The 26424-nt window shown below is 34.9% G+C and carries 27 protein-coding genes; 13 read left to right on the forward strand and 14 right to left on the reverse strand.

Annotated elements, in window-relative coordinates; all coding sequences use genetic code 11:
• Positions 1-9: 9 nt before the first annotated feature.
• The gene (locus tag ACFX5F_RS02760; RefSeq protein ID WP_379849671.1) at positions 10-477 is read right to left on the reverse strand and encodes a DUF4890 domain-containing protein; all 468 of its coding nucleotides are present in this window, start codon (positions 475-477) and stop codon (positions 10-12) included.
• Positions 478-654: 177 nt separating this feature from the next.
• On the opposite strand from ACFX5F_RS02760, the gene ACFX5F_RS02765 reads away from it, so the two are divergent.
• The 8 genes from ACFX5F_RS02765 to ACFX5F_RS02800 all read left to right on the forward strand — a co-directional run bounded on the left by ACFX5F_RS02765 (position 655) and on the right by ACFX5F_RS02800 (position 7703).
• A complete protein-coding gene (locus tag ACFX5F_RS02765; protein ID WP_379849673.1) occupies positions 655-1152 on the forward strand; it encodes a c-type cytochrome in 498 nt (165 codons plus the stop codon).
• Between the two features lie 80 nt (positions 1153-1232).
• Entirely contained in the window at positions 1233-3212 is a 1980-nt protein-coding gene (gene nosZ / locus ACFX5F_RS02770; protein WP_379849675.1) for a Sec-dependent nitrous-oxide reductase, read from the forward strand.
• A 61-nt stretch (positions 3213-3273) separates the two neighbouring features.
• Entirely contained in the window at positions 3274-4293 is a 1020-nt protein-coding gene (locus ACFX5F_RS02775) for a nitrous oxide reductase accessory protein NosL (protein WP_379849677.1), read from the forward strand.
• Between the two features lie 36 nt (positions 4294-4329).
• Positions 4330-5559 (forward strand): nitrous oxide reductase family maturation protein NosD, encoded by a 1230-nt coding sequence (locus ACFX5F_RS02780; RefSeq protein WP_379849679.1) that lies wholly within the window; start codon positions 4330-4332, stop codon positions 5557-5559.
• Positions 5556-6269, forward strand: a complete 714-nt coding sequence (locus ACFX5F_RS02785; protein ID WP_379849681.1) for an ABC transporter ATP-binding protein — start codon at positions 5556-5558, stop codon at positions 6267-6269. Before ACFX5F_RS02780 ends, ACFX5F_RS02785 begins: the two co-directional genes overlap by 4 nt.
• The gene (locus tag ACFX5F_RS02790; RefSeq protein ID WP_379849683.1) at positions 6262-7029 is read left to right on the forward strand and encodes an ABC transporter permease subunit; all 768 of its coding nucleotides are present in this window, start codon (positions 6262-6264) and stop codon (positions 7027-7029) included. Before ACFX5F_RS02785 ends, ACFX5F_RS02790 begins: the two co-directional genes overlap by 8 nt.
• Positions 7029-7322: a cupin domain-containing protein gene (locus ACFX5F_RS02795; RefSeq protein WP_379849685.1), complete on the forward strand. Its 294-nt coding sequence runs from the start codon at positions 7029-7031 to the stop codon at positions 7320-7322. Before ACFX5F_RS02790 ends, ACFX5F_RS02795 begins: the two co-directional genes overlap by 1 nt.
• A 9-nt stretch (positions 7323-7331) precedes the next feature.
• Entirely contained in the window at positions 7332-7703 is a 372-nt protein-coding gene (locus tag ACFX5F_RS02800; protein ID WP_379849687.1) for a group III truncated hemoglobin, read from the forward strand.
• Between the two features lie 74 nt (positions 7704-7777).
• Here the strand turns inward: ACFX5F_RS02800 and ACFX5F_RS02805 are convergent, their stop codons facing one another.
• The 5 genes from ACFX5F_RS02805 to nadA form a co-directional block, all read right to left on the reverse strand.
• Positions 7778-8332 (reverse strand): fasciclin domain-containing protein, encoded by a 555-nt coding sequence (locus tag ACFX5F_RS02805; protein ID WP_379849689.1) that lies wholly within the window; start codon positions 8330-8332, stop codon positions 7778-7780.
• Positions 8333-8398: 66 nt separating this feature from the next.
• The gene (locus tag ACFX5F_RS02810; RefSeq protein WP_379849691.1) at positions 8399-9631 is read right to left on the reverse strand and encodes a hypothetical protein; all 1233 of its coding nucleotides are present in this window, start codon (positions 9629-9631) and stop codon (positions 8399-8401) included.
• A 1-nt stretch (position 9632) separates the two neighbouring features.
• Positions 9633-10226: a Crp/Fnr family transcriptional regulator gene (locus ACFX5F_RS02815; RefSeq protein WP_379849693.1), complete on the reverse strand. Its 594-nt coding sequence runs from the start codon at positions 10224-10226 to the stop codon at positions 9633-9635.
• A 153-nt stretch (positions 10227-10379) separates the two neighbouring features.
• Positions 10380-11906, reverse strand: coding sequence for an L-aspartate oxidase (gene nadB / locus ACFX5F_RS02820; protein ID WP_379849695.1), 1527 nt, complete (start codon positions 11904-11906; stop codon positions 10380-10382).
• Positions 11906-12835, reverse strand: a complete 930-nt coding sequence (gene nadA / locus ACFX5F_RS02825) for a quinolinate synthase NadA (protein ID WP_379849697.1) — start codon at positions 12833-12835, stop codon at positions 11906-11908. Before nadA ends, nadB begins: the two co-directional genes overlap by 1 nt.
• A gap of 184 nt (positions 12836-13019) precedes the next feature.
• Here nadA and ACFX5F_RS02830 point away from each other — a divergent pair, with 184 nt between their 5' ends.
• On the forward strand, positions 13020-14834 hold the full coding sequence (locus ACFX5F_RS02830) for a hypothetical protein (RefSeq protein ID WP_379849787.1): 1815 nt from the start codon (positions 13020-13022) through the stop codon (positions 14832-14834).
• Positions 14835-14989: 155 nt separating this feature from the next.
• Here the strand turns inward: ACFX5F_RS02830 and ACFX5F_RS02835 are convergent, their stop codons facing one another.
• The 8 genes from ACFX5F_RS02835 to ric all read right to left on the reverse strand — a co-directional run bounded on the left by ACFX5F_RS02835 (position 14990) and on the right by ric (position 21256).
• Positions 14990-15787 (reverse strand): S1 family serine peptidase, encoded by a 798-nt coding sequence (locus ACFX5F_RS02835; protein WP_379849699.1) that lies wholly within the window; start codon positions 15785-15787, stop codon positions 14990-14992.
• A 141-nt stretch (positions 15788-15928) separates the two neighbouring features.
• Complete coding sequence (locus tag ACFX5F_RS02840; protein ID WP_379849701.1) at positions 15929-16363, reverse strand: RrF2 family transcriptional regulator; 435 nt, start codon at positions 16361-16363, stop codon at positions 15929-15931.
• Positions 16364-16427: 64 nt separating this feature from the next.
• Positions 16428-16892, reverse strand: coding sequence for a hemerythrin domain-containing protein (locus ACFX5F_RS02845; protein ID WP_379849703.1), 465 nt, complete (start codon positions 16890-16892; stop codon positions 16428-16430).
• Positions 16893-16903: 11 nt separating this feature from the next.
• Complete coding sequence (locus ACFX5F_RS02850) at positions 16904-17353, reverse strand: CopD family protein (RefSeq protein WP_379849705.1); 450 nt, start codon at positions 17351-17353, stop codon at positions 16904-16906.
• A 55-nt stretch (positions 17354-17408) separates the two neighbouring features.
• Positions 17409-18098 carry an anaerobic ribonucleoside-triphosphate reductase activating protein gene (locus ACFX5F_RS02855; RefSeq protein ID WP_379849707.1) on the reverse strand — a complete coding sequence of 230 codons (690 nt, stop codon included), beginning with the start codon at positions 18096-18098 and terminating at the stop codon, positions 17409-17411.
• Positions 18082-18243 carry an anaerobic ribonucleoside-triphosphate reductase gene (gene nrdD, locus ACFX5F_RS02860; protein ID WP_073203594.1) on the reverse strand — a complete coding sequence of 54 codons (162 nt, stop codon included), beginning with the start codon at positions 18241-18243 and terminating at the stop codon, positions 18082-18084. The genes ACFX5F_RS02855 and nrdD overlap by 17 nt, the downstream gene beginning before the upstream one ends.
• A gap of 132 nt (positions 18244-18375) precedes the next feature.
• Complete coding sequence (locus ACFX5F_RS02865) at positions 18376-20487, reverse strand: ribonucleoside triphosphate reductase (RefSeq protein WP_379849710.1); 2112 nt, start codon at positions 20485-20487, stop codon at positions 18376-18378.
• Between the two features lie 37 nt (positions 20488-20524).
• The gene (gene ric, locus ACFX5F_RS02870) at positions 20525-21256 is read right to left on the reverse strand and encodes an iron-sulfur cluster repair di-iron protein (protein WP_379849712.1); all 732 of its coding nucleotides are present in this window, start codon (positions 21254-21256) and stop codon (positions 20525-20527) included.
• A 307-nt stretch (positions 21257-21563) separates the two neighbouring features.
• On the opposite strand from ric, the gene ACFX5F_RS02875 reads away from it, so the two are divergent.
• The 4 genes from ACFX5F_RS02875 (at position 21564) to ACFX5F_RS02890 (ending at position 26279) form a co-directional block, all read left to right on the forward strand.
• Positions 21564-21998, forward strand: coding sequence for a c-type cytochrome (locus tag ACFX5F_RS02875; protein ID WP_379849714.1), 435 nt, complete (start codon positions 21564-21566; stop codon positions 21996-21998).
• A gap of 11 nt (positions 21999-22009) precedes the next feature.
• Complete coding sequence (locus tag ACFX5F_RS02880) at positions 22010-23344, forward strand: cbb3-type cytochrome c oxidase subunit I (protein WP_379849716.1); 1335 nt, start codon at positions 22010-22012, stop codon at positions 23342-23344.
• 113 nt (positions 23345-23457) lie between these two features.
• A complete protein-coding gene (locus tag ACFX5F_RS02885; RefSeq protein WP_379849717.1) occupies positions 23458-24237 on the forward strand; it encodes a CbbQ/NirQ/NorQ/GpvN family protein in 780 nt (259 codons plus the stop codon).
• Positions 24238-24503: 266 nt separating this feature from the next.
• Entirely contained in the window at positions 24504-26279 is a 1776-nt protein-coding gene (locus ACFX5F_RS02890; protein ID WP_379849719.1) for a nitric oxide reductase activation protein NorD, read from the forward strand.
• Positions 26280-26424 lie beyond the last annotated feature (145 nt).

The raw sequence follows: 26424 nt of genomic DNA on the forward strand, positions 1-26424 counted from the left end.
GTGAATGGATTATTTTTTGTCATCCATATTTGCTGGTTTTCCGTCATTATGGTGCATCATTCTGTTTTTCATTCCGTGATGTCTTTTACCTTTCATGTCTTCCCATTTTTTAAATTGTTCTGGATTAAGAATTTTTTTCATTCTTTCTTTCATAGCAATTTGCTCATCGAGCATTTTGTTTTTTCGAGCAAACATTTCATCTGAAGTAGGTTTTGTATTAGAATCTTTGTTTGCTTTCATTTCTTTCATTATTGCCTCTCTTTTAGCACTTTTTTCAGCAATGATTTTACTCATTTCTTTTTGCTGCGACGCATTCAAATCTAATTCTAATGTCATTTTTTTTAACATTAATTGATTTCGTTGCTCTGGAGTGAATTTTTCCATTTCATCTCGATGCTGTCTTCCCATTTCTTTTTTGTCTTGAGCGAAGCTTGTCATTCCAACAACCAATAATGCGACAATTATTAATTTTTTCATTTTTATTGTTTTTAAGTTATAGTTATAAGATGCAAATAGCTGACTAAGGTTTAACTGTTAACAAAAGTTTGTCATTTCGTTTTTTGAAAAAAAGAAACGTATATAAGTATGATTGAAGTCATAATCAGTACGTTAATATAAGTGGAAATTTGTTAAAGAAATTTTAAAACTAATCTTATGTACAAATTATCTTTTTTTCTAGTTGCATTTGTAATGCTAACTTCATGTGGCGATAAAAAAACCAAATCCGAGGAGAATGCGACAACGACGACTTCATCTGATGAAGGAATGCCAGCAGCTGCTGAAGCGGCTCCGGATGCTGCCACTTATGACCCAAATAGAGGTCTTGGCAAATTTTCTACGGTTGATTTAGGTGACAAACTAGACGTGGCTATGGCTGCTGAAGGAGAAAAAATCCAATCCGTTAAATGTTCTTCATGTCACAAGATGACAGATGAAAAATTAGTTGGACCAGGTTGGAAAGGCGTTACTTCTCGTCATAAACCAGAATGGATTATGAATTTCATCACCAATCCTGACCCAATGATTGATAAAGATCCTAAACTTCAGGCTCAGCTAGAAATTTGTTTAGTTCGTATGCCAAATCAAGCCCTTGCTGATAAAGATGCCAGAAGCTTACTCGAGTTTATGCGTAAAAATGATGGTGTAAAATAGTTTTTTCAGCCAATAATTTTAATTATATAATAGTAATATGAAATCAAAGATTCACGAACACAAAAAAAGCAATAGAAACTATGAGTAAAAATAAATTAGTAAAAGCAACTTTTGCAATTATTTTAGTAAGCGCATTTTTTAGTTCTTGCAAGCCAAAAGATTCCAGTGATGCCGTAAGTGGCGATGCGGCGCAAAAAGTATATGTTGCTCCTGGAAAATATGATGAGTTTTATAATTTTGTTTCCGGAGGGTTTAGTGGTCAAATGAGTGTTTATGCATTGCCAAGTGCTCGTTTATTGAGAGTCATTCCTATATTTTCCGTAGACCCTCAAAGCGGCTATGGATACAGTGAGGAAACAAAACCGATGTTGAATACTTCAAATGGATTTGTGCCTTGGGATGATCAACACCATTTGGAATTATCACAAACCAAGGGAGAAGTTGATGGTCGTTGGATTTTTGCCAATGCCAATAATACTCCCAGAATCGCACGTGTCGATTTAAAAACGTTCAAGACGGCAGAGATTATAGAGTTGCCAAACAGTGCAGGAAATCACTCCTCTCCCTTTATTACGGAAAACACAGAATATGTTGTGGCAGGAACTCGTTTCAGCGTTCCTCCCGATAATGCCAATGGAGATGTTCCTATTAATACTTACAAGAAAAATTTCAAAGCTTATTTGAGTTTTGTAAAAGTAGGCGCAAAAGGAGAAATGGATATTGCCTTTCAAATTGAGGCTCCAGGGGTAAACTTTGATTTGAGTCATGCCGGAAAAGGTAAATCTCATGGTTGGTTTTTCTTCTCTTGTTACAATACAGAGCAAGCCAATACGCTTTTGGAAGTTAATGCTTCACAAAAAGATAAAGATTTTATCATGGCCGTAAACTGGAAAAAAGCCGAAGAGTATATCAAAGCAGGTAAAGGTAAAAAAGTAGCTGCGAAATATGCCCACAATACTTGGGATGAAAAAACGCATACTGCAAAATCAGAAATTAGAACATCAGTTTTAGTGCTTGATTCTAAAGAGTTGAAAGACATTTGCTACATGATTCCATGTCCTAAATCTCCTCATGGTTGTGATGTTGATCCTACAGGAGAGTACATTGTAGGTAGTGGAAAATTAGCTGCTTTAATTCCAGTATTTAGTTTTGATAAAATACAAAAAGCGATTGCTGCTAAACAATTTGATGGCGAATACGAGGGTATTCCAGTTATTAAATACGAAGCTGCTTTACATGGTGAAGTTAAAAAACCAGGTTTAGGGCCATTGCATACTGAATTTGATGGACGTGGAAATGCGTACACTACTTTCTTCGTTTCTTCAGAAGTGGTGAAATGGGATATCAAAACATTGAAGGTTTTAGACCGTGCGCCAACCTATTATTCTCCAGGCCACCTTTGTATTCCTGGCGGAGACAGCAGAAAACCGTTTGGTAAATACATGATTGTTTACAATAAAATTACCAAAGACCGTTATTTACCCACCGGACCAGAATTAGCTCAAAGCGCACAGTTATTTGATATTAGCGGTGATAAAATGAAATTGTTATTGGATTATCCAACTATTGGAGAACCTCATTACGCTCAGGCAGCGCCAGCTGATTTAATCAGGAATAATGGACAATTGAAATTTTACAAAATTGAAGAAAATAATAATCCTTTTGTAACCAAAGGAGAGAAAGAGTCAAAAGTGGTTAGACAAGGGAATCGAGTAGATGTGTACATGACTTCCATTCGTTCTCACTTTGCACCTGATAATATTGAAGGAATTAGGTTGGGTGACGAGGTTTATTTTCACGTTACCAATTTAGAGCAAGATTGGGATGTTCCGCATGGTTTTGCTATAAAAGGCGCTGATAATGCTGAACTTTTGATTATGCCAGGTGAAACTACCACCTTGAAATGGATACCTAAAAAAGTAGGAATTTCTCCTTTTTATTGTACTGATTTTTGTAGTGCATTGCACCAGGAAATGTCAGGATATGTGAGAGTATCTCCTGCAGGAAGCAATGTTCCGCTAACTTTTAGTCTGGGAACGAACTTGCCTGCCACCAAGTAATTATTAATTTTAAATAAAAAGGGAACATAATAACTATGTTCCCTTTTTTAAATCAACAAACATGAACAATTTAAAAATTTCAACACTTTCAAAAGGCGTGCTTTTGTTAGTGATGGTACTATTAGTATCTTCTATTTTTGTTCCAATGTGGCGAATTGAGTTATCCGCACCACAATATCCAGAAGGATTGGTGCTTAAATTACATGCTGATAAAATTGCAGGAGATGTTGATATTATCAATGGATTAAACCATTATATAGGAATGAAAACCCTGCATAAAGAAGATTTTGTTGAGTTCACTGTGTTACCCTATATATTTGTTTTTTTTGCTGTATTTGCTTTGGCAACAGCAATTATTGCAAAGAAAAAAGTACTTTATGTTTTATTTGTTTCTCTTGTTCTTTTTGGAGTATTAGCAGCTGTCGATTTTTACAGATGGAATTATGAATACGGACATAATTTAGACCCGAATGCGGCGATACAAGTGCCCGGAATGTCCTACCAGCCACCATTAATAGGATACAAGCAGCTACTTAATTTTGGGGCTTATTCTATTCCTGATGTTGGCGGATGGCTGTTGATTGGTTCTGGATTATTGTTGTTTATTATTGTTGTTAAAGAATCCAATCTTTTGCAAAAATTTAGAAAACCTAAAACAGCAACAGTTCTATTATTCTTATTGTCTTTGTCCTTTTTGTCTTGTTCGAATAATACTAACGCGGTTCCCATAAAATTAAATGTAGATAATTGCGATTTTTGTAAAATGAGCATTGCTGATGGTAAATATGGTGCAGAAGTTGTAACCGAAAAAGGAAGAACCTATAAATTTGACGATATTATGTGTATGATGAATTATTGTAAAGAGAATTCAAACATAAAAATTCGTGCTTATTATGTTCATGATTTTACTCAGGATAATGTTTTAATTCCCGCTCCAACTGCTCATTTCATTTCAGGAAGGACAATAACAACTCCAATGAGAGGAGGAGTTGTTGCTTTTTCATCAGAGAAAGATGCTAAGGAATTTGGATCTAAATTAAACGCCGAATTCATTACCTGGGATGCTATTTTGAAAAAGTAAATGCATTATTATTAATATAATTTTCGATAAGAAATAATGAAAATAGTACTCTATATCTGTTTGTTGTTTTCTTCTTTGCTTCATGCCAATGTGATTGAAGTGGGGCCCAATAAACCTATAAAATCAATTAAAAAAGCCATTTCTTTAGCCAAAGCTGGAGATACGGTTTTGGTTTATAAAGGATTGTATAAGGAAGGAAATATAATCATCAATAAAAGAATTGTATTTCTAGGTCAAGGTTTACCTGTTTTAGATGGTCAAAAAAAATATGAAGTACTTTCTATTAAAGCGGATAGTGTCGTTATTGATGGTTTTAAAGTAATAAAATCGGGTTATGCGACACTCGAAGATCCTTGCGGGATAAAAGTATATAACAGGAATAATGTTGTGATTCAAAACAATGTTCTGGATGATAATTTCTTTGGAATTTATATTCAAAACGGAAGCCACTGTATCATTAAAAATAATAGACTTGTTGCTTACGGAACAGAAGAACAACAGTTAGGAAATGGAATCCATTGTTGGAAAAGTGACAGCCTTCAAATTATTGGAAACACTATTTCGGGACATCGGGATGGGATTTATTTTGAATTTGTAACTAATTCGATAATATGGAGGAACATTTCAACCAGAAATATTCGCTACGGATTGCATTTCATGTTTTCTAATGACGATGCTTATATTACTAATATTTTTAAGAATAACGGTGCTGGTGTAGCCGTAATGTTTACCAAAAATGTGAAGATGTTCAATAACTTTTTTGAAGAAAACTGGGGCGATGCAGCTTACGGATTATTCCTTAAAGAAATCTCAGATAGTTATATTATTGGAAACAAATTCAGCAAAAATACTTCAGGAATTCACATGGAAGGAACCAACCGAATTCAAGTGGAAAAAAATGTTTTTGAAGCCAATGGTTGGGGTATGAAAATCCTGGCGAGTTGCTCCGATAATGTAATAAAAAATAATAATTTTTTAGGAAATACTTTTGATATCAGTACCAATGGAAGTTTGGTGCTCAATACATTCAACAATAATTATTGGGATAAATATGAGGGCTATGATTTAGACAAAAATGGAGTGGGCGATGTCCCATTTCATCCCCTGAGTTTATTTGCCGTGCTAACCGAAAATAATCCTTCGGCCATGTTGCTTTTTCGAAGTTTCATGATCACACTTTTAGATAAATCAGAAAAAATTTTGCCCAGCATCACACCCGATAATTTCATTGATAATTCGCCTTTAATGCATTCTTTAGCTTTATGATTGAAATAAAAAATTTAAACAAAAAGTTCGGAAAATTAGAAGTCTTGAGCGATGTGAATCTTACTTTCAAAAAAGGAGAATGCATCGCACTAATTGGACCTAATGGTTGTGGAAAAACGACGTTGATAAAAAGTATTTTAGGAATGGTCATACCTACTAAAGGCGATGTTTTATTCAATCAAAAGTCTATTCTAAAGGAGTATCTGTATCGGGAACAAATTGGGTATATGCCACAAATAGGGCGTTATCCGGATTATATGACTATTGGTCAAATTATCGAAATGATTAAAAAAATCCGAAATTCAAATCAGACTTTGGACGAAGATTTATTGAAAGCGTTTGATCTCGAAAAAATATTCGACAAACAAATGCGGACACTTTCCGGAGGAACGACCCAAAAAGTGAGTGCTACATTGGCTTTTTTATTTGATCCTGAAGTGTTGATTTTAGATGAACCAACGGCGGGTTTAGATCCTTTGGCTTCCGAAATATTGAAAGATAAAATTATTAAAGAGAAAGAAAAGGGAAAACTCATTTTGATTACCTCCCATCTTTTAAGCGAATTAGACGATATGATTACGCAGATTATTTTCATGCAGGACGGAAAAGTGTATTTTCATAAAACGATTGCTGATTTACTGGAATCGACTAAGGAACAAAAAATATCGAAAGCAATTGCAAAAATTCTAAAAAACCAAAGCAATGAATAGAATTATTAGAATTATTTTTTTAGATATTTTAAAAAACAAAATTGTATTGGCTTACACTATAATTTTAGGCATACTTTCATGGAGTTCATTTGGTTTAGAAGATAATTCTGCCAAAGGATTGCTTACCATTTTGAATATAGTTTTATTTACAGTTCCTTTAGTTTCCATCCTTTTTGCGACAATCTATTTATACAATAGTTCCGAGTTTATAGAGCTTCTGTTGAGCCAGCCTGTAAAGCGAAAAAAGATATGGTTGAGTTTGTTTCTGGGATTGTCTTTGTCAATGGTTTTGGCCTTTTTTATTGGTGCTGGAATACCGCTATTAGTTTATGCACCAGATTCCGTTGGGATAATGATGCTGGTTGTAGGATGTTTGATTTCTTTGGTTTTCGTGGCATTGGCTTTCTTGAGTTCTATCCTTACAAGAGATAAATCAAAAGGAATTGGGATTGCCATAATGAGCTGGTTGTATTTTGCTTTGCTTTTTGATGGAATTGTATTGTTTTTATTGTTCCAATTTTCGGATTATCCTATAGAAAAAGCAATGGTTGCCGTTACGGCGCTAAGTCCAATTGATTTAGCGCGAATTCAAATTCTATTACAGCTTGACGCATCAGCAATGATGGGGTATACAGGAGCTATTTTCAAGGATTCTTTCGGCACTTCATTGGGATTGTTGATTTCATTTCTGCTATTGTGTTCCTGGGTAGTTGTTCCGTTTTTTATTTCATTAATAAAATTTAAAAACAAAGATTTATAATGTTTAAAGAAATTCTTCAAAAACTAGAAAAGGCCGTAAATCCGGTAGCGCAGGTTGTGCAGAACACCTCTTGCAGCAAAGTGATGGTTATTGCTTTCAAAAAAGGAATGATACTCAAAAAACATAAAACAGATGTTCCCGCTAAATTATTAGTGATAAAAGGAAATGTGATCTATAAAGAGCAAAATCAACAAGAAGAACTCTTTTTATATGATGAAAAAGATATTCCGGTAGCAGTTCTTCATTCCGTTGAAGCTATCGAAGACAGTTTGTGTCTATTGTTTAAAGGATAAAATTTCCAAATGAAAACAGATATAAAGAACAGATCCGACATTGAGAAACTCATAAATGCCTTTTATGATAAAATAAAAACCGATACCAAAATTGGTTATTTTTTTACAGAAGTAGCTCATGTGAATTGGGAAAAACATTTGCCTAGAATGTATGATTTCTGGGAAAATATTATGTTTTCTACCGGTGATTTTGTCGGGAATCCTATGGCTAAACACAAGGAATTACACCAGAAAAGTGCAATGACCAAAGCTCATTTTCAGCATTGGAATGCCTTGTTTGATGAAACGGTTAATGAATTATTTTTAGGGGAAAAAGCAGAAGAAATTAAACAAAGAGCAGCAAATATTGCAACTGCTATGATGTATAAAACATTAGGTTAAAAATACTTTATAAAAAAAAGCGTGAACTGCTGTAGTTCACGCTTTTTTCAAATTAGTAAGAAGAATTAATGATTTTATTTAGGAAGTAATACATCATTTATTACATGAATAATTCCATTTGATGTTGGGATTGAGGCTACGATTTCGGAGCCATTTACATACACTTTGTCTCCTTTTTTTGTGATTTTTACTTTACCGCCGTTCACTTGTTCAAACTCTTGGCCGTCTTGCATGTATTCTGTTTTTAGTGCACCTACATAAGTGTGGTATTCCAATATATTTTTTAAATCATCTTTTTTTTCGGGTTTTAATAATCCTTCAACTGTTCCCTTTGGAAGTTTTTCAAAAGCTGCATTTGTTGGAGCAAAAACGGTAAATGGACCTGCATTGCTTAAAACGTCAACTAAACCGGCTGCCTTTACTGCCGTTACAAGCGTAGTGTGATCTTTGCTTACGGAAGCGGTTTGAACGATGTTTGGACTTGATGATTCATCCTTTACAGCGGATTGTCCAGCACTTTGTGAAGGTGCCTCTTCTGTGGTAGTTGGAGCCGTTGTTTCACTGTTTTGTTTACAGCTAAAAGCGGTTAAGAAACTAACAACTAATAATAATTGAATAGATTTTTTCATAATAAGGTTACTTAAGTTTTGTATAACAAAGCACTTTATTATCAACGCTTTATTTTATGAGTTCAATCATAAAGGAGGGTTGTTTTTAACTTTTTTTACAGAAAAATAGGCAGTGAATCCTATTCCGAAAAGCAAAATGATTGCTACCGCAAAAAGAAGCTCATTTACATAAGGAATAATGGTGTAACTAAACGATGCAACACCTTGAACGGCCAGAACTAACTCGTTTAATAAAACGCCAATAGAAAACACGAGCAATCCAATTTTTATTCTTTTGCTGATAAATATCAGGTGGTTCGCATAAATGTAGAATAATAGAAATAAGCTGATAACGGCTAATAGAACTAAGTGCAGGTAAGCAATTACAATGGGCCTGAAACCAAAAGCCAAATCACTTATGACCGGAACGGTAGAGCCCAGTTGAAGCAATAATTTTATACTCAACGCTACAGTTGCAATGAGCAAAATGTAGCGCAATAATGGGGAGAAGTTTTTCAAAAACTCCTTTTTCGCCGGTATTAAAATAGAAAGAAGTTTAAACCATGCAAAAACCTGAATTATTGCAGCAATAACAGTGATTACATATAACAAAACTGGTAAATGTAACCAAAGCGTCGATAAAAAATAAGCCGGAATGCAGGAAAATGCAAAGAGTTTATAGGACGTCTCATAAAAGGAATGCTCTGATTTTTTTAAGTTTAAAAAACCAAAAATTAGACCCATGCACCCAAAGAAAAACCAGCCATTGTATTGAAAATGCAGGAAATAATAGATAGATGATAAATAATAATCTTGAACAATATCCTTAATTGCCATCATATATGCCAAATAAAACGTGCCGAATGAGGAGATAATGTTAAATACAATAGCTGCTTTAAACCAGTTTATCGATAATAAATCGCTGTCAATTTTTCTTAAATCTTTAATGTAATAATAGCCAAAAACATAAGAAATTAAAATAGAAGCTGTAGAAGCTATTATAGAAATAAGTCCATAGCCTTCAATAATAAAAGAGATCAACATTATATAAGAAATAATCAAGTTGGCGATAATTATTTTTCGGTATTTTTCTACTTGAAAATCAACTGTTTTGTTTTGAAGGTAATAGACCATCAAAGTCATCAAAGTGTGACTGACCCAGCCAGAAAAAGCAAAATGAGAATGGGAATGTTGAAGGTGTTTTTGGTCTAAATACGGAAATTCGAAACCAATTTTATAACGCATCAAAAGGCCTAATGTGGCAACAATACATAGATTCAACAAGGATAATTTTAGCCAAAACTTTATATTTAATTTCATTTTAATAATATATTTTATGATTGACAATCTCTAGTTTATCGCAAGTGTTCATCTTGCATAAAACGCGAATGACTGTTTCTACTCTCAAACCGGTGAAATTCGCGATTTCCTGACGCGTGTAAGGAATCAATACTTTTTCGTTACAGCATTCGGATTTTTTCTTGTGGGTATTCAAAAAAGCGACAATTCTAAACTCGGGTTTTTGATTTATAATCTCTTTTGAAGTGTTTGATTTAGAGTGGATTTTGTTTGCCAATAAAATCAAAAAGGATTTTTGAATGGACGGATATTCGTCAAGAATTTTCAAGAATTTGTCTTTTGATAACTTTATGATTGTACTGTCCTGGATCGTAATAGCTTTTGATGGATAAGGCTCTTCAATAAACAATGGAGGTTCTCCAAAACTGTTTCCTTTACAAAAAAGACCTTGTGTAAACTCTTTTCCTTCATCATTGGAATTAAACATTCTCACGCTTCCTTCAATAATTTGGTAATAAAAATGAGCCACTTCATCCTCATCAAAAATGATTTCGTTTTTTTTGTATTTTTTGGCTACTGCACCCCACGAGAAAAGTAAATCTATGTCTATTTGCATGGTTTTTTTGAATAATTTTTTTTATTTTGAACTATAAATAAATTTAAAATAGACCAATGATCCTATAAATATACAATAATTTTCAATATGATTTAAATCATAAAAAAGTGTAATTAGTAATTTTTAATTTGTTTTTTTAGTAATATGGTATTTTTAATGAATTTTTTTCTTAAAATTTCCTTTATTCTCATTTCTTTTTATAGATTGTTGAACGGTTAGATTTGCAATAGTAATCATGTTGTACAATTCGTACAGTTCTGTACTGATTAGAGAATTTTTAAGGACTGTTTTCAATTCGTCTTGCCATTGTATCAATTTTTCTTGTGTTTTTAACAAATCACTGTCATAACGTACAATTCCGGCATTTTGACGCATTACAAGTTGTAATTGCGCTTTGATCTTAGCAATATAATCGTAACTAATTTCAAGCTTTTCGACTAATATCCAATCGGAAAGAATAGGGTCTGAGCCCTTTTTTTTTAAAGTTGTATCTGTCAAATAATTATAAATTTTGTCCGAGTACACTAAAGCTTCCAGCAAAGAGTTTGACGCTAGCCGGTTCGCGCCATGCAAACCCGTTCGGGAACATTCTCCACAGGCAAATAAATTATCGATTGCCGTTTTTCCGTTTTTGTCAACCACAATTCCGCCACAGAGATAATGTTGGGCAGGAACCACGGGAATCCAATCTTTTGTAATATCAACCCCAATGCTTTTGCATCGCTTATAAATCATAGGAAAATGTTTTATAAAAGCCTCTAAATCCAAATGTGTGCAATCTAAATAAACGCATTTGTCACCTGATTTTTTAAGTTCCAAATCGATACTTTGGGAAACAATATCCCGGGAAGCCAATTCCGCTCTGTTATCATAATCAAGCATAAATCGGTTACCGTTTTTAGTGCGTAAATATGCTCCAAAACCTCTAACTGCCTCCGAAATTAAAAACTTTGATCCGGTGGAATTATCATACAATGCGGTAGGGTGAAATTGAATAAATTCCATGTCTTTAATGGTCGCATTCGCACGAAAAGCCATCGCAATTCCATCGCCTGTCGCAATTATCGGATTGGTGGTGTGTCCATAAAGATGCCCAATTCCACCAGTGGCAAGCAACGTAAAGTCAGATTGGAAGGTGATAATTTCATTCGTTTTTTGATTTAAAACAAAAGCTCCCAGACACTGATTGTCTTCTGTAATCAGATCCAGTGCAAAATGATGGTCTAAAACCGTAATATTTTCTTTTTGATGCACTTGGTCTAAAATAGCACGTTCAATCTCATGGCCGGTTTGGTCTTTATGGTGTACAACCCTGTTTTGGGAATGCCCGCCTTCTTTGCCTAAATCAAAATTTCCTTTGGCGGTTTTATCAAATTTGGCGCCCCATGCTATGAGTTCTTTCAATCGTTTTGGGCCTTCGGTAACGACCATTTTAACGACTTCAACATCGCACAATCCATCACCGCAGATTAGGGTGTCTTCAATGTGTTTTTGATACGAATCCTCGGTTTCATCTGTAACAATGGCAATGCCGCCTTGCGCATATTTAGTGTTGGATTCATCGGCATTTGACTTCGTTACAATAGTCACTTTTTTGTCGGGAAAACGGTCTGCAATTTTTATTGCAAAAGTCAATCCGGCAACTCCTGAACCAATGACTAAATAGTTTGTTGTGATCATTATTTGGATAATTCTAGCATTCGTTCAATAGGAAGTAATGCTTTTTCTCTAATGTATTCCGGAACAATAATTTCGGGGGTTTCATTAAGCAAACAGTCATATACTTTTTGTAAAGTATTCATTTTCATATAACCACATTCACTGCAAGCACAAGTGTTATCTTCTTGGGCTGGTGCCGGAATCAGAATTTTATGAGGAACTTCCTGTTGCATTTTGTGAAGAATTCCAGCTTCGGTAGCGACAATAAACTTGTTGTTTGGGTTTGTTTTTACATAATCAATCATTCCTGCTGTCGAACCAATATAACTGGCGGTTTCCAGAATATGCGTTTCAGATTCGGGATGCGCAATGATTTTAGCATCGGGATGAAGTTTGTGGACTTCTATTAATTTATCCAAAGAAAAGGCTTCATGCACCACACAGGAACCATCCCAAAGTAACATGTCACGCCCTGTTTTGCTGATGATATATTTTCCTAAATTCTTATCTGGAGCAAAAATAATTGGCCTGTCTTTTAGTACAGATTCTACGATTTTTACCGCATTAGATGACGTGCAAACAATATCGCTTAACGCTTTAATCTCGGCAGAACAATTTACGTAGGTAATGACAATATGATCGGGATGCTGGTCAATAAATTTCTGAAACAAATCAGGAGGACAGGATTCGGCAAGAGAGCATCCTGCTTTCAAATCGGGCAGAATTACTTTTTTAGCTGGGTTTAAAATTTTTGCGGTTTCGGCCATAAAATGGACACCGGCAAAAAGAATAATATCCGCATCCGTTTTCATGGCTTCTATTGACAATCCTAAACTATCTCCCACATAATCTGCTACATCCTGAATTGCGGCTTCCTGATAATAATGGGCTAAAATAACCGCATTTTTCTCTTTTTTTAATGCCAATATTCGTTTTTTGAGACTATTCATACTTTTTAATGTTTCTGATTCTACTATTTATATGCTTACAGAAAGGATTTCTTATTTTTCTGATTTTAAGTTGCTTTAAAATCTATAAAAGTACCTTAATACCGGGCTACTGGATATGATATTTATCAGCTTTTAAACTATTCCATTTTGCGATATTTGTTGCCTGTTTAATAAATATATAATGATGACAACAACTAAACCGTTACATACTTTTCATATTCCCGTGATGGGACTTGCTTACACCATAGACAGTCCTATTCGAGTGGCAAAATATGGGATATCCTCCGTAATTTCGATAATAGATGATGATCTGATAGAAAAAATGAATGCTTTTTACAGCGAAAAATTCAGCCTTCCATACCAGGAGATTTCTCAAAAAATGCACGATTATCGAGCAGAGCGGATTACGTCGTATCTAAATTTGGTAGACAAAATCGTAAAAGATAAATTCGAAAGTTTTAAGAATGAACTGGCTGAAAGTAAATTAGCATTAGAGAATTATATCGCCATGTTGCCCAACAAGTCGGAGATAAAAAAAGGACTTCAGAATCTAATGGATGACGGAATTGCCTTTAAAGAAAACATCAAAAATTATCTTGAAAATAACCTGAGTGCGGGTGCGATTGATGTAAATATTATGACCAAAATCGATAAGGACAATTTCATTAAAGACGAACAATTACCGGTAGCTTTTAATGATGCTCATGCTTCACTTCGTGGTTTTGCTAATAGCAACTTAACTTCATCGGTGGTACTTTCGGCTGGAATGAATCCAAGATTGTACAGTTATTTCGAAAATTTCGAGGTCTTTTTTCCAGACAGCAACAATACTTTAAATAAGAAGATAATTCTTAAAGTGAGCGATTTCCGTTCGGCAATGATACAAGGGAACTTCTTGGCCAAAAAAGGACTTTGGGTTTCTGAATACCGAATTGAATCCGGATTAAACTGTGGCGGACACGCTTTTGCCACTGATGGCTATTTGTTAGGTCCTATTTTGGAAGAATTCAAACAGAAAAAAGAACAATTGATTCAGTCTGCGCACGATTTAATGGTGAAAGCTTTAGTGCAAAAAGGATTACACGTTCCTGAAAATCCATTGGAATTAAAAATAACGGTTCAGGGCGGAGTAGGTACAGCCGAAGAACATGACTTTTTATTAGATTATTATGATGTGGATTCTGTAGGTTGGGGATCTCCATTTTTATTAGTTCCCGAAGCCACTTCTGTAGATGAAGCCACGCGTAAATTATTGGCAAAAGCCAGAGAAGAAGATTTATACCTGAGTCATATTTCTCCTTTGGGAATTCCTTTTAATACCTTGAGAGGAACAACCAACGAGCACTTGAAACAAAAACGTATTCACGATAATAATGCGGGAAGTTCTTGTCCGAAAAAGTTTTTGGCGTTAAGCAAAGAATACGGAGTAAAAGGAATTTGTTCTGCTTCCAAAAAATTCCAAGATTTAAAATTAGAGGAATTGGACAGCAAGAAAGATACTTTGACGGCTGAAATGTTCGAAAACGCAAAAAACAAAATCACCGAAAAATCTTGTCTCTGTGTTGGCTTAGCCAATGCTTCTTATCTGGAAAATGGCATTAAGATTAAAGGTCAGGCGCAAGGTGTTGTCATTTGTCCTGGGCCTAATATGGCTTATTTTGACCATGAAGTTTCACTTTCTGAAATGGTGCAGCACATTTATGGAAACACTTCGGTGTTGACTGTTCAAAATCGTCCGAATATGTTTGTCAAAGAATTGAAAATGTATCTGGATTATTTGAAGAACGAAATTGCAACGGTTTCTACCGAAATTACGGCTCCGCAAATAAAAAAATGGAACTTGTTCAAGAACAATTTGGCGGAAGGAATCGCGTATTATCAATCGTTATTCTCTTCATCGGATTCAGCTGAAAACAAGAATCAAAGTACACAATATCTGTTGCACTTTTATAAAGAAGAATTGTTTGGCATTAAAATTCCGGAACTGGAATTGGTATAAAGCATATTTAGGTTTAAAAATAAACCCTCTTCACATTCGTTTTTCGAAAGGTGGAGAGGTTTTTTTTTTATGTGTCTGTAAAGAGTTTAATTCAGGTTCAAGACCAACTTAAATTAAGCCAATTTTCCAAATCAATTGTAGCTGTTGTGTGCAGTTTAATTTAATTTATTTAATAAATCCCAAATGTAAAATGATGGTGTAATTGCAGCTAATTTTCCACCAGTATTATCTCCAGCTGTTCCGTGAACAACTCCAATTAATAAAGTCCTACCAGAACCCATATACATTGCTTTTTTGACTGAACAAAATACGCCACCACCACTTGCTCCTTGCATACTCGGTTGATCTAAATAATAAAAAGTGCATTTTGATTTAGTATCATATCTTTTATTGGTAATTAATCCACTCGCAAGATATGCAGTAAAACTAAGCGATGAAAAATGTTTAAGATCTAAATCAAGTAATGGATAACCAAAAAATGTCACATCATTATCTCTCGGTAGAGTATCTTGTCCCTTGTATATAAACTTTGATGAAAATGATGATTCATCAAATCGTTTTTGAACATCATTATTAAAAGGTAAAAGTTCAATAATAGATAAATCTGCTTCGTTGTGATTAATCCAATCAATTTTATGATTAGGAGTAAATAAGGAAAGATTTAAAATTATAGGTTTATCACCAGTTATGCGAAAAACAATTTGAGAATTTAATTTCATTTCCTTTGCTACATGATTTGCGGTCAAAAGAAAATATCGTTTATTGTGATTAATTATTGTTCCAGTTCCACCTATTCCTGATGTATCTGTGACTTTTTGATATAGATAAACAGACATATTAGAAATTTCGTCTATTGTCCAAAGAGAATCTTTTTCCATTCTAACTGATTGACTAAAAGCAGTTAAGTTAAAAAATAGAAGGCAAAATCCTATAATCTGAATAATCTTTTTCATATGTTTTAATTGATGACTTTGGTATTATTTTTGGTTTTGCGCATAACTTGTCTATAGGTGCCATAAAATGGCTCCAATCTACCCACTTTAGGTAGACTTTGCCTCACAAAATAGTTTTTGTAAATATAAGATTACTATTGATTAATACCTCAAGAAAGTATCGCCTGATTTTATTCCCATTGCTAATTCTTCCAGATTGGTGTTTTCGAGCATGAAAGCCAATTCATTTCTGATGGACTTGAATTTATCGTGAACCGGGCAAGGGTGATCTTCGGAGCAGTAACTTAATCCCAGACCGCAACCGGTAAAAACGCGATCTCCATCTAATGCCGTAACAATTTGGGATAGTTTTATTTGGCTCATAGTTTCTTTTGGAATTTCAAATCCGCCACCAACTCCTTTAATGGAATGGATGATATTAGCTTTGGATAATATCTGTAAAATTTTGGCCGTAAAAGCCTCGGGAGAATCTATTTTTTTTGCAATATCTCTAAGTCCAACTCTATTATTTTGATAGGATTCGGATGCTATAAAAATGGTGGCCCGAATTCCGTATTCACAGGTTTTAGAAAACATAGTTGTTTTTTTACAAATTTAGAGAAATAACTGCTATCCTTTATTCTTTGGGTTGGCTATTTTTTTAAATCCAAAAAGGATCATCGTTATTCTCTCTAAAAGATTCTTCAATATGAATTTCTTTAATTTTAGCCAATTGGTCTTGGTTAGCTATTTTTTGTATTTCAACAAATAAAATGCGTTCCTCAAAACGAATGTGTGATTCCAATTCTTCTTCGATGAGTACTAAAGACTTTTCTATATTGGTAGTTTGCTTGAATAAACGTTTCAAACGACGATGTTCCGTCAACGATCTTTTTACAAGGTCATTTTCTGCACCTAAAATGGGAAAGACGTATTTTTCTTCCAATTCGAAATGCGGTTTTAAATGCGTTTTGTAAAACCAGTCCGAATATTTTTTGATGCGATGGGGTTCAATTTGCTTTGAAAAACCCGTTCGTATTTTCCAACACAATTGCAAACCATGATGATGATCGTGGCTTAAAGGTTGTAATTCCGGAGCTCTTTTTAATGGTTTATTTGATATCATAATGTATAAATTTAAAACCCGCCAAAACGGATGTAAGAGCCAAAAATGAGCATCAATACACCAATTGTCGTTACGGATAGTATGTGAAAAGCCATTTCAGGCAATTTGTCTGGATTATTTTTAAGTTTGGGAATTACCCTAAACTGTGCGCTCAAGGCGAAGGCTGCCGTCAAAAACAATAAAAGTAATTTTGTAGAAACCACTTTCTCAATAGGAGTGGCAAACTGGAACCAATACTCGATGGTAACGCCATATTTGTACGCCATTAAAATTCCGGTAATTACCAGTAAAACCAAGGCCGTCATTCCTACAGGCTCATACTTTTTTTCGTAATTTAAAATGATGCTCGGGTCTTTCTCTTTAAGGGCTTGTGGCAAATGACCAAAGACCAGCAACAAATGGCCGCCAACCCAAACTGTGGCACTTAAAAGATGGATAATTAACAAAAAATGATGGTTCATGTAAAATTTTATTTGTTTTTAAAGATACGCTTTTGTCAGCAACTTTACTTTAGAATCAACCTCTAAAATGTACTTTAATGCGTCCGGTAGAAAGATTTTCCTTTTCCAATTCCCTAACAGAATAGCCCAATTTTTCTAACGTATTCGCTCCATTTACAAAATGCTGTATGTAATAATTTCCCTGATAGTTTTGCTGTTCTAAATATCGTATCATGGCTTTCATGTGGTTCTTATTTATCAAATCTGAATGTACCGTGGTGCGAACTTCAAACGGAAGCCCACTTTCTAATAATAAATGCAACGATTTTTCAAAAGACAGAAAAAGATTGGACTGCGTTATCTTTTCAAAATGTACAGGCATGGCTTTAAAATCCAGCGCCACATAATCGATTAATTGATTTTCAAGTAATTTCTGCAAAATATCAGGTCGAGAACCATTAGTGTCAATTTTTACTAAAAAGCCCATTTTTTTGACTTCAGTTATGAGTTGAATACTGTTTTTATGCAACAGGCATTCACCTCCGCTAAAAACCACTGCGTCCAATAAATTTTTTCTGGAACGAAGAAAAGTAAGCGCTTTTTCGAATGAAATTGTTCCTTTTCCAAGCACAATTTCAGGATTGTAGCAATACAAACAACGCATATTACAGCCTGCAAACCAAAGAATGCAAGCCGATTTATGCGCATAATCTAATAAAGTGAAAGGCGTTATGCTGTAAATGGGATTGCTAACATTTTCCTTCATTGAAATGAGTTCGCTGTTTGTGTTCTCCTTTTTTTCCAATATTAAAACTTTCTACGGGTCTGTGATAGCCCATTACTCTTGTGTACACTAAACATTTGGTTCTCAAATGTTGGTTTTGTTCTAAAATCGGGTTGGTTGTTTTCATATTTTTAAAAGGTTTAAAGTTTAAATTACGTTCTGCAAAAAGGTTTTCTCGCAAAGGTGCAAAGGCGCAAAGTTTAAAACCGTTTTCTTTGCGTCTTCGCGTCTTTGCGAGATTATAAATAATGATATGTCTTTATATTAAATCCTTGCGGGCTACCTTTTTTTCTTCAACCAAAGCATCATCACATTTCGGGCAATATTCGTGTTCACCATTCAAATAACCATGAACTGGACACACGCTAAACACTGGTGTAACGGTGATGTAAGGCAATTTGAAATTGGATATTACTTTCTTTACAAACTGTTTGCAGGCTTCCGGAGAACTGATTTTTTCACTCATATACAAGTGTAAAACCGTCCCTCCGGTGTATTTACATTGCAATTCGTCTTGCAAAAACAACGCTTCAAAAGGGTCTTCGGTGTGATCCACCGGAATCTGGGAACTGTTCGTGTAATAAATATTGTCGCCCTGTCCGGCTTGCAAAATGTTTGGGAAACGTTTTTTGTCTTCTTTGGCAAAACGGTAGGTAGTACCTTCGGCTGGTGTGGCTTCCAGATTGTATAAATTCCCGGTTTCTTCTTGGAATTCTTTCATTCGATTCCGAATATGCTCCAAGATTTCAGCAGCAAATTCGATTCCTGTTGAAGAGGTTATGGCGTCTTGATTTCCGGTAAAATTTGCAATCATTTCGTTCATTCCGTTTACACCAATAGTCGAAAAGTGATTTCTGAAATGCTGCAGATACCGTTTGGTATACGGATACAAACCACGGTCGTACATTTCTTGGATAAACACTCTTTTTTTCTCTAAGGTAGATTTAGAAATATATAATAAGCGATCTAATTGTTTGAATAATTCTGCTTTATTTCCTTTGAATAAATAGCCCAAACGCGCCATATTAATGGTTACTACGCCAATGCTTCCTGTCATTTCTGCACTTCCAAAAAGTCCGTTTCCACGTTTTAACAGTTCTCTTAAATCCAATTGTAAACGACAGCACATGCTGCGAACTGCATTGGGTTTATACGCGTTTTCATTTTCTACTTTATTGCCGTTTTCATCCAAAACATATTGACTTCCAATGAAATTTTGGAAATAAGAAGAACCGATTTTGGCTGTGTTTTCAAAAAGTAAATCGGTATTTTCTCCATCCCAATCAAATTCTTCGGTGATGTTTACCGTTGGAATAGGGAAGGTGAACGGCTGTCCGTTGGCATCGCCTTCGGTCATTACGGTGTAATACGCTTTGTTGATGAGGTTCATTTCCTTTTGAAAATGTTCGTAACGCAATTCGGTTACTTTTGTAACGCCTCTTTCTCTGGCCCGCAATAAGAGATCGTAATCAAAATTATTTTCGAAAAAATGATAGTCATTTTTCGTCGGAATTTGGGTTTTCAAATCATCGGGAACAACCCAGTCGAGAGTGATATTTGTGAAAGGTGATTGTCCCCAACGCGCTGGAACATTCAAATTGTAAACAAAACTGCGAACGGCTTTCAAGACATCCTCAAAAGATAAATCATCTTTGAAAACATAAGGCGCCAAATAGGTATCAAACGAACTGAAGGCTTGCGCTCCGGCCCATTCGCTTTGCAAAATCCCAAGGAAATTCGCCATTTGTCCCAAAGCTTCTCTGAAATGCGAAGGCGCTTTGCTTTCCACGCGTCCGCGAACGCCATTAAAACCATCGTTGAGCAGCACCCGCAGGCTCCAACCGGCGCAATATCCGGTCAAACAATCCAAATCATGGATATGGATATCGCCATTGCGATGCGCATATCCTTCCTCTTTTGTATATACTTTGTCGAGCCAATAATTAGCAATGATTTTTCCGGCAACATTGTTGACCAATCCCGCATTAGAGTAGCTGGTATTGGCATTTGCATTGATGCGCCAATCCGTTTGTTCTATGTATTCTTCGATGGTTTGCGTGCTGTCAACATAAGTGGTGTCTTCGTTTAAACCATTTACATGTTCGCGTTGCAATTTGCGCGTATGTCTAAACAACATAAAGGAACGCATAACTTCGAAATACTGTTTTTCAAAAAGATTTTTCTCGATTAAATCCTGAATTTCCTCAACGGCCCAGGTTTCTTTGGATTGTAAATCCTGAATAATTTTTTCAAAAAGAATTTCATCAAATGCTATGGAAACACTCTGAAAGCTTTTTTCAATCGCGTCTTTTATTTTAAAACTCTCAAAAGGTTTGTATTCGCCGTTTCTTTTGATAACATATTTTTCCATAGCATGTGATGATTTAAGGTTAGGTTATTGCAATGTTTTATTCTTGTTCGGAGAATTTTTTTTCTAAAAGCATCGCACTTGGAAACAAAATGTTATTTTCCAAATGAATGTGTTTGTGTAAATCCTGCTCAAAATCAGCTAGCATGGCATAAGTCACTCGGAACGTACTGCAACCATCTGCCGGTGGTGTATAATTATTGGTCAGTGCTGCTATTTTAACAAAACGATCTCCTTCGGCTTCATGTTCCTCCATCATCATGGCAATCGGATTTTTTACGGTTCCAAATTGTGGTTTCGCAATGTGTTCTTCTGTAAGCGCCGCTTTTGCCATTTTTTTGATAAAAGGAAACAAAATCAGTTCTTCTTTTTTCATGTGTTGCGCTAATTCACCTGCACAACCAATAAAGAGCTCATTGATTTCGAATAATTCAGGATGATTTGCGCCATGTACTTTGCACAGTTTATCTAAAAAAGGAAGTAAAATTTGCGTTTTTTCTTGTACATAACGGTGATGCGTTTTCTCAATATAATCGGCCAATAAGTCCAAAGGCCATGTTTTGAAATCAATGGCACTGTCATTTTTGGTTGCCAAAACCGTGTTGATCTGGTCCATTAATTGATCCATATCAATATCCTTTTTTTCGCAGGCTTCCTCGATTGTTCGATTGCCTTTGCAGCAAAAATCTATTCCGTATTTTGAAAAAATTGCTGCTGTTCTAAAATCTTTTGCAACGTATTCTCCGATTGTTATTTTCTCTAAAGTTTCCATAATATCTGTTTTCGATTAAAATTTATTTAAGCAAAAATAATCATTATTTTCAATAAAAGACAAATTTATCCTTAATTAAATTTTTAAATTTAATTTATTTGTAATTTAATAGTTGTCAGACAGATGTGTTTTTTAAAACTCTTTTTTAATGGATTATAATTTTACAATTTAAAAAATAATCAAAAGATGATTTTTATCATGTTTTAGGTTTATTTAATGACTTTAATTTGCAATAAACAAATAAAAGACATTTTTATCCTTTATTTGAATTAGAGTAAATTTATTAACTAACAAAAACGAAATACTTATGCTTTCAAAATCACAGGCAAGAGCATTTTTTTTAGGAGGAACATTGGTCACCTTTTTAATCTTTATAGGATTGACCATTTATTCGTTCATGCCAAGGAATGATCAAACAAACTACAGCAAGATTACCAAAGATGTAGTGAGAGGAAAAGAAATTTGGGAGACCAACAATTGTATGGGCTGTCATACCATTATGGGTGAGGGAGGGTATTATGCTCCCGAGTTGACAAAAGTGGTGGATCGTCGCGGCGAAGGATATATCAAAGCAGTTTTGATGTCGCCAATTCCTTGGGCACCAAACGGACGAAAAATGGTGGCTTATCATATGAACGAAGCGGATGCAAACGCTATGGTCGCTTACTTAAAATGGATTGGAAAATTAGATTTAAATGGTTTCGACCGAATCGTTTCCCCTTTAGCTAAAGAAAATAATTAAAATTTTTAAAAATGAAATATAAATCACAAAAAGTAGCCTATTGGTTTTTTGCACTATGCATGCTTTTGTTCTCCCTGCAAATTATCTATGGTTTTATCATGGGCTTTGACCGAATAGGAATTCAAGGATTACATGAAATTATTCCTTTTAACGTGGCACGAGCGGTCCATACCAATTTGTTAGTGGTATGGTTGCTAACCGGTTTTATGGGTGCCGCTTATTACATTATTCCCGAAGAAGCGCAGCGCGAATTAATAAGCGTGAAATGGGCTTATGTACAACTCATATCATTAGCCATTGTGGGTGTTGTTGCCATTGTAGGCTTTCACTTTAACCATTGGGAAGGTAGAAAATTTTTAGAAATACCAAGAGAATTAGACTATTTAGTAGTTGTAAATGTGCTGTTGTTCTTATTCATAATTTTGGGTACACTTTTCAAAGGAAAACGACAAACTACGACAGCTTTAGTACTAACAATGGGATTATTTTTTGCGGCCCTGCTTTATATACCCGGAATGATTTGGTTTGACAGCCAGGTAATGGATTCCTTTTTCCGTTGGTGGGTTGTTCACTTGTGGGTAGAAGGTGTTTGGGAATTAATTATGGGAGGTATACTTTCGTTCTTACTGATTAAGTTAACCGGAGTGGATAGAGAGGTTATCGAAAAATGGTTGTACGTAATTGTTGGGCTTACTTTTCTTTCCGGAGTTTTGGGAACGGGACATCATTACTACTACATAGGTGTAAATAAAATTTGGTTAATCGTTGGTGGTATTTTCTCTGCATTAGAACCGTTGGCTTTCTTAGCGATGGCATTATTTGCCGTGAACATGTACAGAAAAGGGGAAAAAAGTCATCCCAACAAAATTGCTTTATTCTGGACAATCGGTTCAGCTATCGTTTCTTTTGTAGGTGCCGGATTACTCGGTTTTGCGCATACATTGCCACAAACAAACTTGTATACACATGGGACTTTGGTGACAGCAATGCACGCTCATTATGCATTCTGGGGCGCTTATGCGATGATTGTTCTAGCAATGATTAGTTATGCTTTACCCAATTTAACGGGACGTAAACGTTACGAAAGTGCTCAGGGTATGATGGCTTTCTGGCTGTCCAATATTGGAATCTTGGGAATGACAGTAGCCTTTGGTGTTGCCGGAGTTGCTCAAGTGTATATGGAGCGAAAAATGAAAATGGATTTCATGGTCGTTCAACATGAAATCAGCATCCATTTTGTAGTGCTTCTTATTTGTGCCACCATGTTTACCACAGGAATTGGTTTATTTATTTTTGATTTTATCAAATATGGCAGACCTACTGATGAAGCTTTAGAAATAGAATAGTTTAATAGTTCATTTTTTTTTAAAACCAGAACAAATTAACCAAATTTTTTTCAGAATTGTAGTTTCGAAAATAATAGTTAATGTGTTCTGGTTTTTTTCTAAAATTAAAAAATATGTTAGAAAATACGCCCTATTACCATGCCGTTGGTAAAGAGATTGAAGTCTTTAACCACGCCTATAAAAACAAAATTCCTTTTTTATTGAAAGGACCAACCGGAACAGGAAAATCCCGTTTTGTAGAATTCATGGCGCATCAATTGGATAAAAAAATTATCACAATTAGCTGTCACGAAGAAACTTCTTCTACGGATTTAATTGGCCGATTTATCATCAAAGGTGCCGAAACGGTGTGGCTCGATGGTCCATTAACCACTGCCGTAAAAGAAGGAGCCATTATTTATTTGGATGAAATCGCCGAGGCACGACCGGATGTTATTGTAGCCATTCATTCCTTGACGGATCATAGAAGGGAATTATTCATTGACAAATTAGGCGAAACCGTAAAAGCGCATGACGATTTTATGTTGGTCGCTTCCTTTAATCCCGGTTATCAAAGAGGTTTTAAAGAACTAAAACCATCGACTCGTCAGCGATTTATTGCCGTTTCTTTTGAATATCCGGAAACGAAAATTGAAATTGAAATTTTGGTAAAAGAAACGAATGTTGATCCTGATGTTGCCAAAAAACTGGTAGCCATTGGGAACAAAATCAGAAACCTAACCGAATTGGGGTTGACAGAAACCGTTTCCACCCGACTTCTGGTGGATGCTGCCAAAATTATTCATTCGGGTCTTCCAAAACGATTGTCGGTTCATGTGGCTATTGTAGAACCGCTAACCGATGATTTGCAAACGGTGGAAGCATTGAAGGATTTGTGTGATTTGATGATATAGAAAAAAAGTGTTCAGTATTCAGTTTTTAGTGTTCAGTTGTGTTGTTACTAAAAAAGTGTTTTGTTTTTAGTACCATATTTTCTTCAAAATTGAATCTGGAGGCTCTAAATGAGACTTCCGGAAAAATGAAGAGACTATAACAAACTGACCATTAAAAATAACTGACACTAAGTACTGACTGTTCTTGATACTGATTACTGAACACTGAATTATGGACCACTAATGGTAACTGATCACTAAAAAACTGATCACTGAACACTGAAAAAATGGGTTTCGAAATAGATGAATACATATATGGAAAGTTTGTCAGACATTTTAAAAAGTCTAAAAAAATTGATGTTGAAATTCTTAACAGAACGATATATTTAAATAATATAAAACCTCGATTGACTATTTTGGCTCGTGCTTTGACGGGGAAACCAATTGAAATTTTCCCTGCCGAAAGAGAAGGAGGATATAAAAACAATAATTTTTTCCTCCCCATTTCTTTTTCCAAACTGTCAACGAAAAAAGAGAACCTTACTTTTTATCTTTTTAGGATTTTGTACCTGAGCGTACAGCAGCGGTTGAATTTGAATTGGACTTTGGAAGATAAAGACCAACCTTTGGAACTTTCACAACTAAAAGCATTTGAAACATCAGAAGGTATTCTGGCCATTTTGTTTGAAGAATTTTCTATCGATAAAAAATTTCATACCAAAACAAAACAGCATTTCATTCAAAAGGAAAATGGAAAAAATACTCCTGATTTTTCTTGGCTGTATGGCAAATGGATGCAAAATGAAATCGAAAAAAACAGCAATACTATTCTCGAAAATTTCTCTGATAAAACTAAAAAAGCGAATGAAAATCAGGCTTTAACAACTTTAAAATCAAAAGCGGTAGAAGAAGTAATTACTGTTGAGGTCGATAAAAAACAACAGGAAGATTATGTCTTGCTTCATAATTTTGAAAAAGTGGAAACTGCCGAAGAATTCAATGGAACCTGGCGTGATTTTGACGGTTCTGACGAGTTAGAAGAGCATCAGGAAGCATTGGAAGATTTGAATATGAAATACACGGTTCGGGTAGATGATACGGTACATTCCGTTTATCAATCGGATTTTATTGAGAATACATCCATCTCGGAAAGTGCCGAAATTGATGCCAAAGGATTCCATCTTACTTATAACGAATGGGATTTTAGCAAGCGTATTTACAAAGAGAATTTCTGTAAAGTGTATCCGAAATCGCAACAGAAAACGGACCCTAGTTACTATAAAAAGACCATTACAAAAAATGCTTCCACTTTATTGGGTTTGCGAAAAATGCTGACCAATGTCAATAACAGAATGCAACAGCAAAAACGCCAGACGCAAGGAGACGAATTTGATATTGACGCCATTACGGATTTGTATATTGATGTTCACTCAAAACGGACACCATCGGAAAATATATACATTTCGAATCGGAAAAAAGAGAAGGATTTATCGATTTTAATCCTCTTGGATATTAGTCTTTCCAGTGATGGATATGCCGCAGGAAATCGTGTGATTGATGTGGAGAAAGAGGTTTCTATTCTTTTTGGAGAAATCTTAAACGAATTCAATATCGATTTTTCCATTGACAGTTTTTACTCCAAAACTCGAAATTTTTCGACCTATTTAACGGTAAAGGATTTTGATGAAAACTGGAATATCGCCAAACATAAAATTGGAGCGATAGAACCCAATGGTTATACCAGAATTGGAGCTGCTCTACGTCATGCAGGCGCAAGACTTGATAAAAGAAATACTAAAAATAAATGGGTCATCCTGATTTCTGACGGAAAACCCAATGATTACGATAAATACGAAGGAAAGTACGGCGTCAATGATGTGAAACAAGCAATTCGGGAACTCAACAACAGGAATATTAATTCCTATGCTTTGGCTATTGAAGCTCAAGCAAAATATTATCTACCACAAATGTTTGGGCAAAATCACTATCAAATTTTAACCACACCAGTCGAATTATTACAATCCTTGGTGCAATTGTACGAAAAAATTAAACATCAAAAATAAAATTAATCTATTAAGGAATTAAGTCTCATTTAGAAATAAATTTTTTTAACCATATAAGAAATATAAGGGCATTTAAACAAGATTTTCAATAGTTTGCTTACCAACTTATATGATCTCACATTTCTTATATGTTTAATCTTTTTCT

Origin of the sequence: Flavobacterium zhoui, assembly GCF_042787235.1 — a bacterium.
GTDB lineage: Bacteria > Bacteroidota > Bacteroidia > Flavobacteriales > Flavobacteriaceae > Flavobacterium > Flavobacterium zhoui.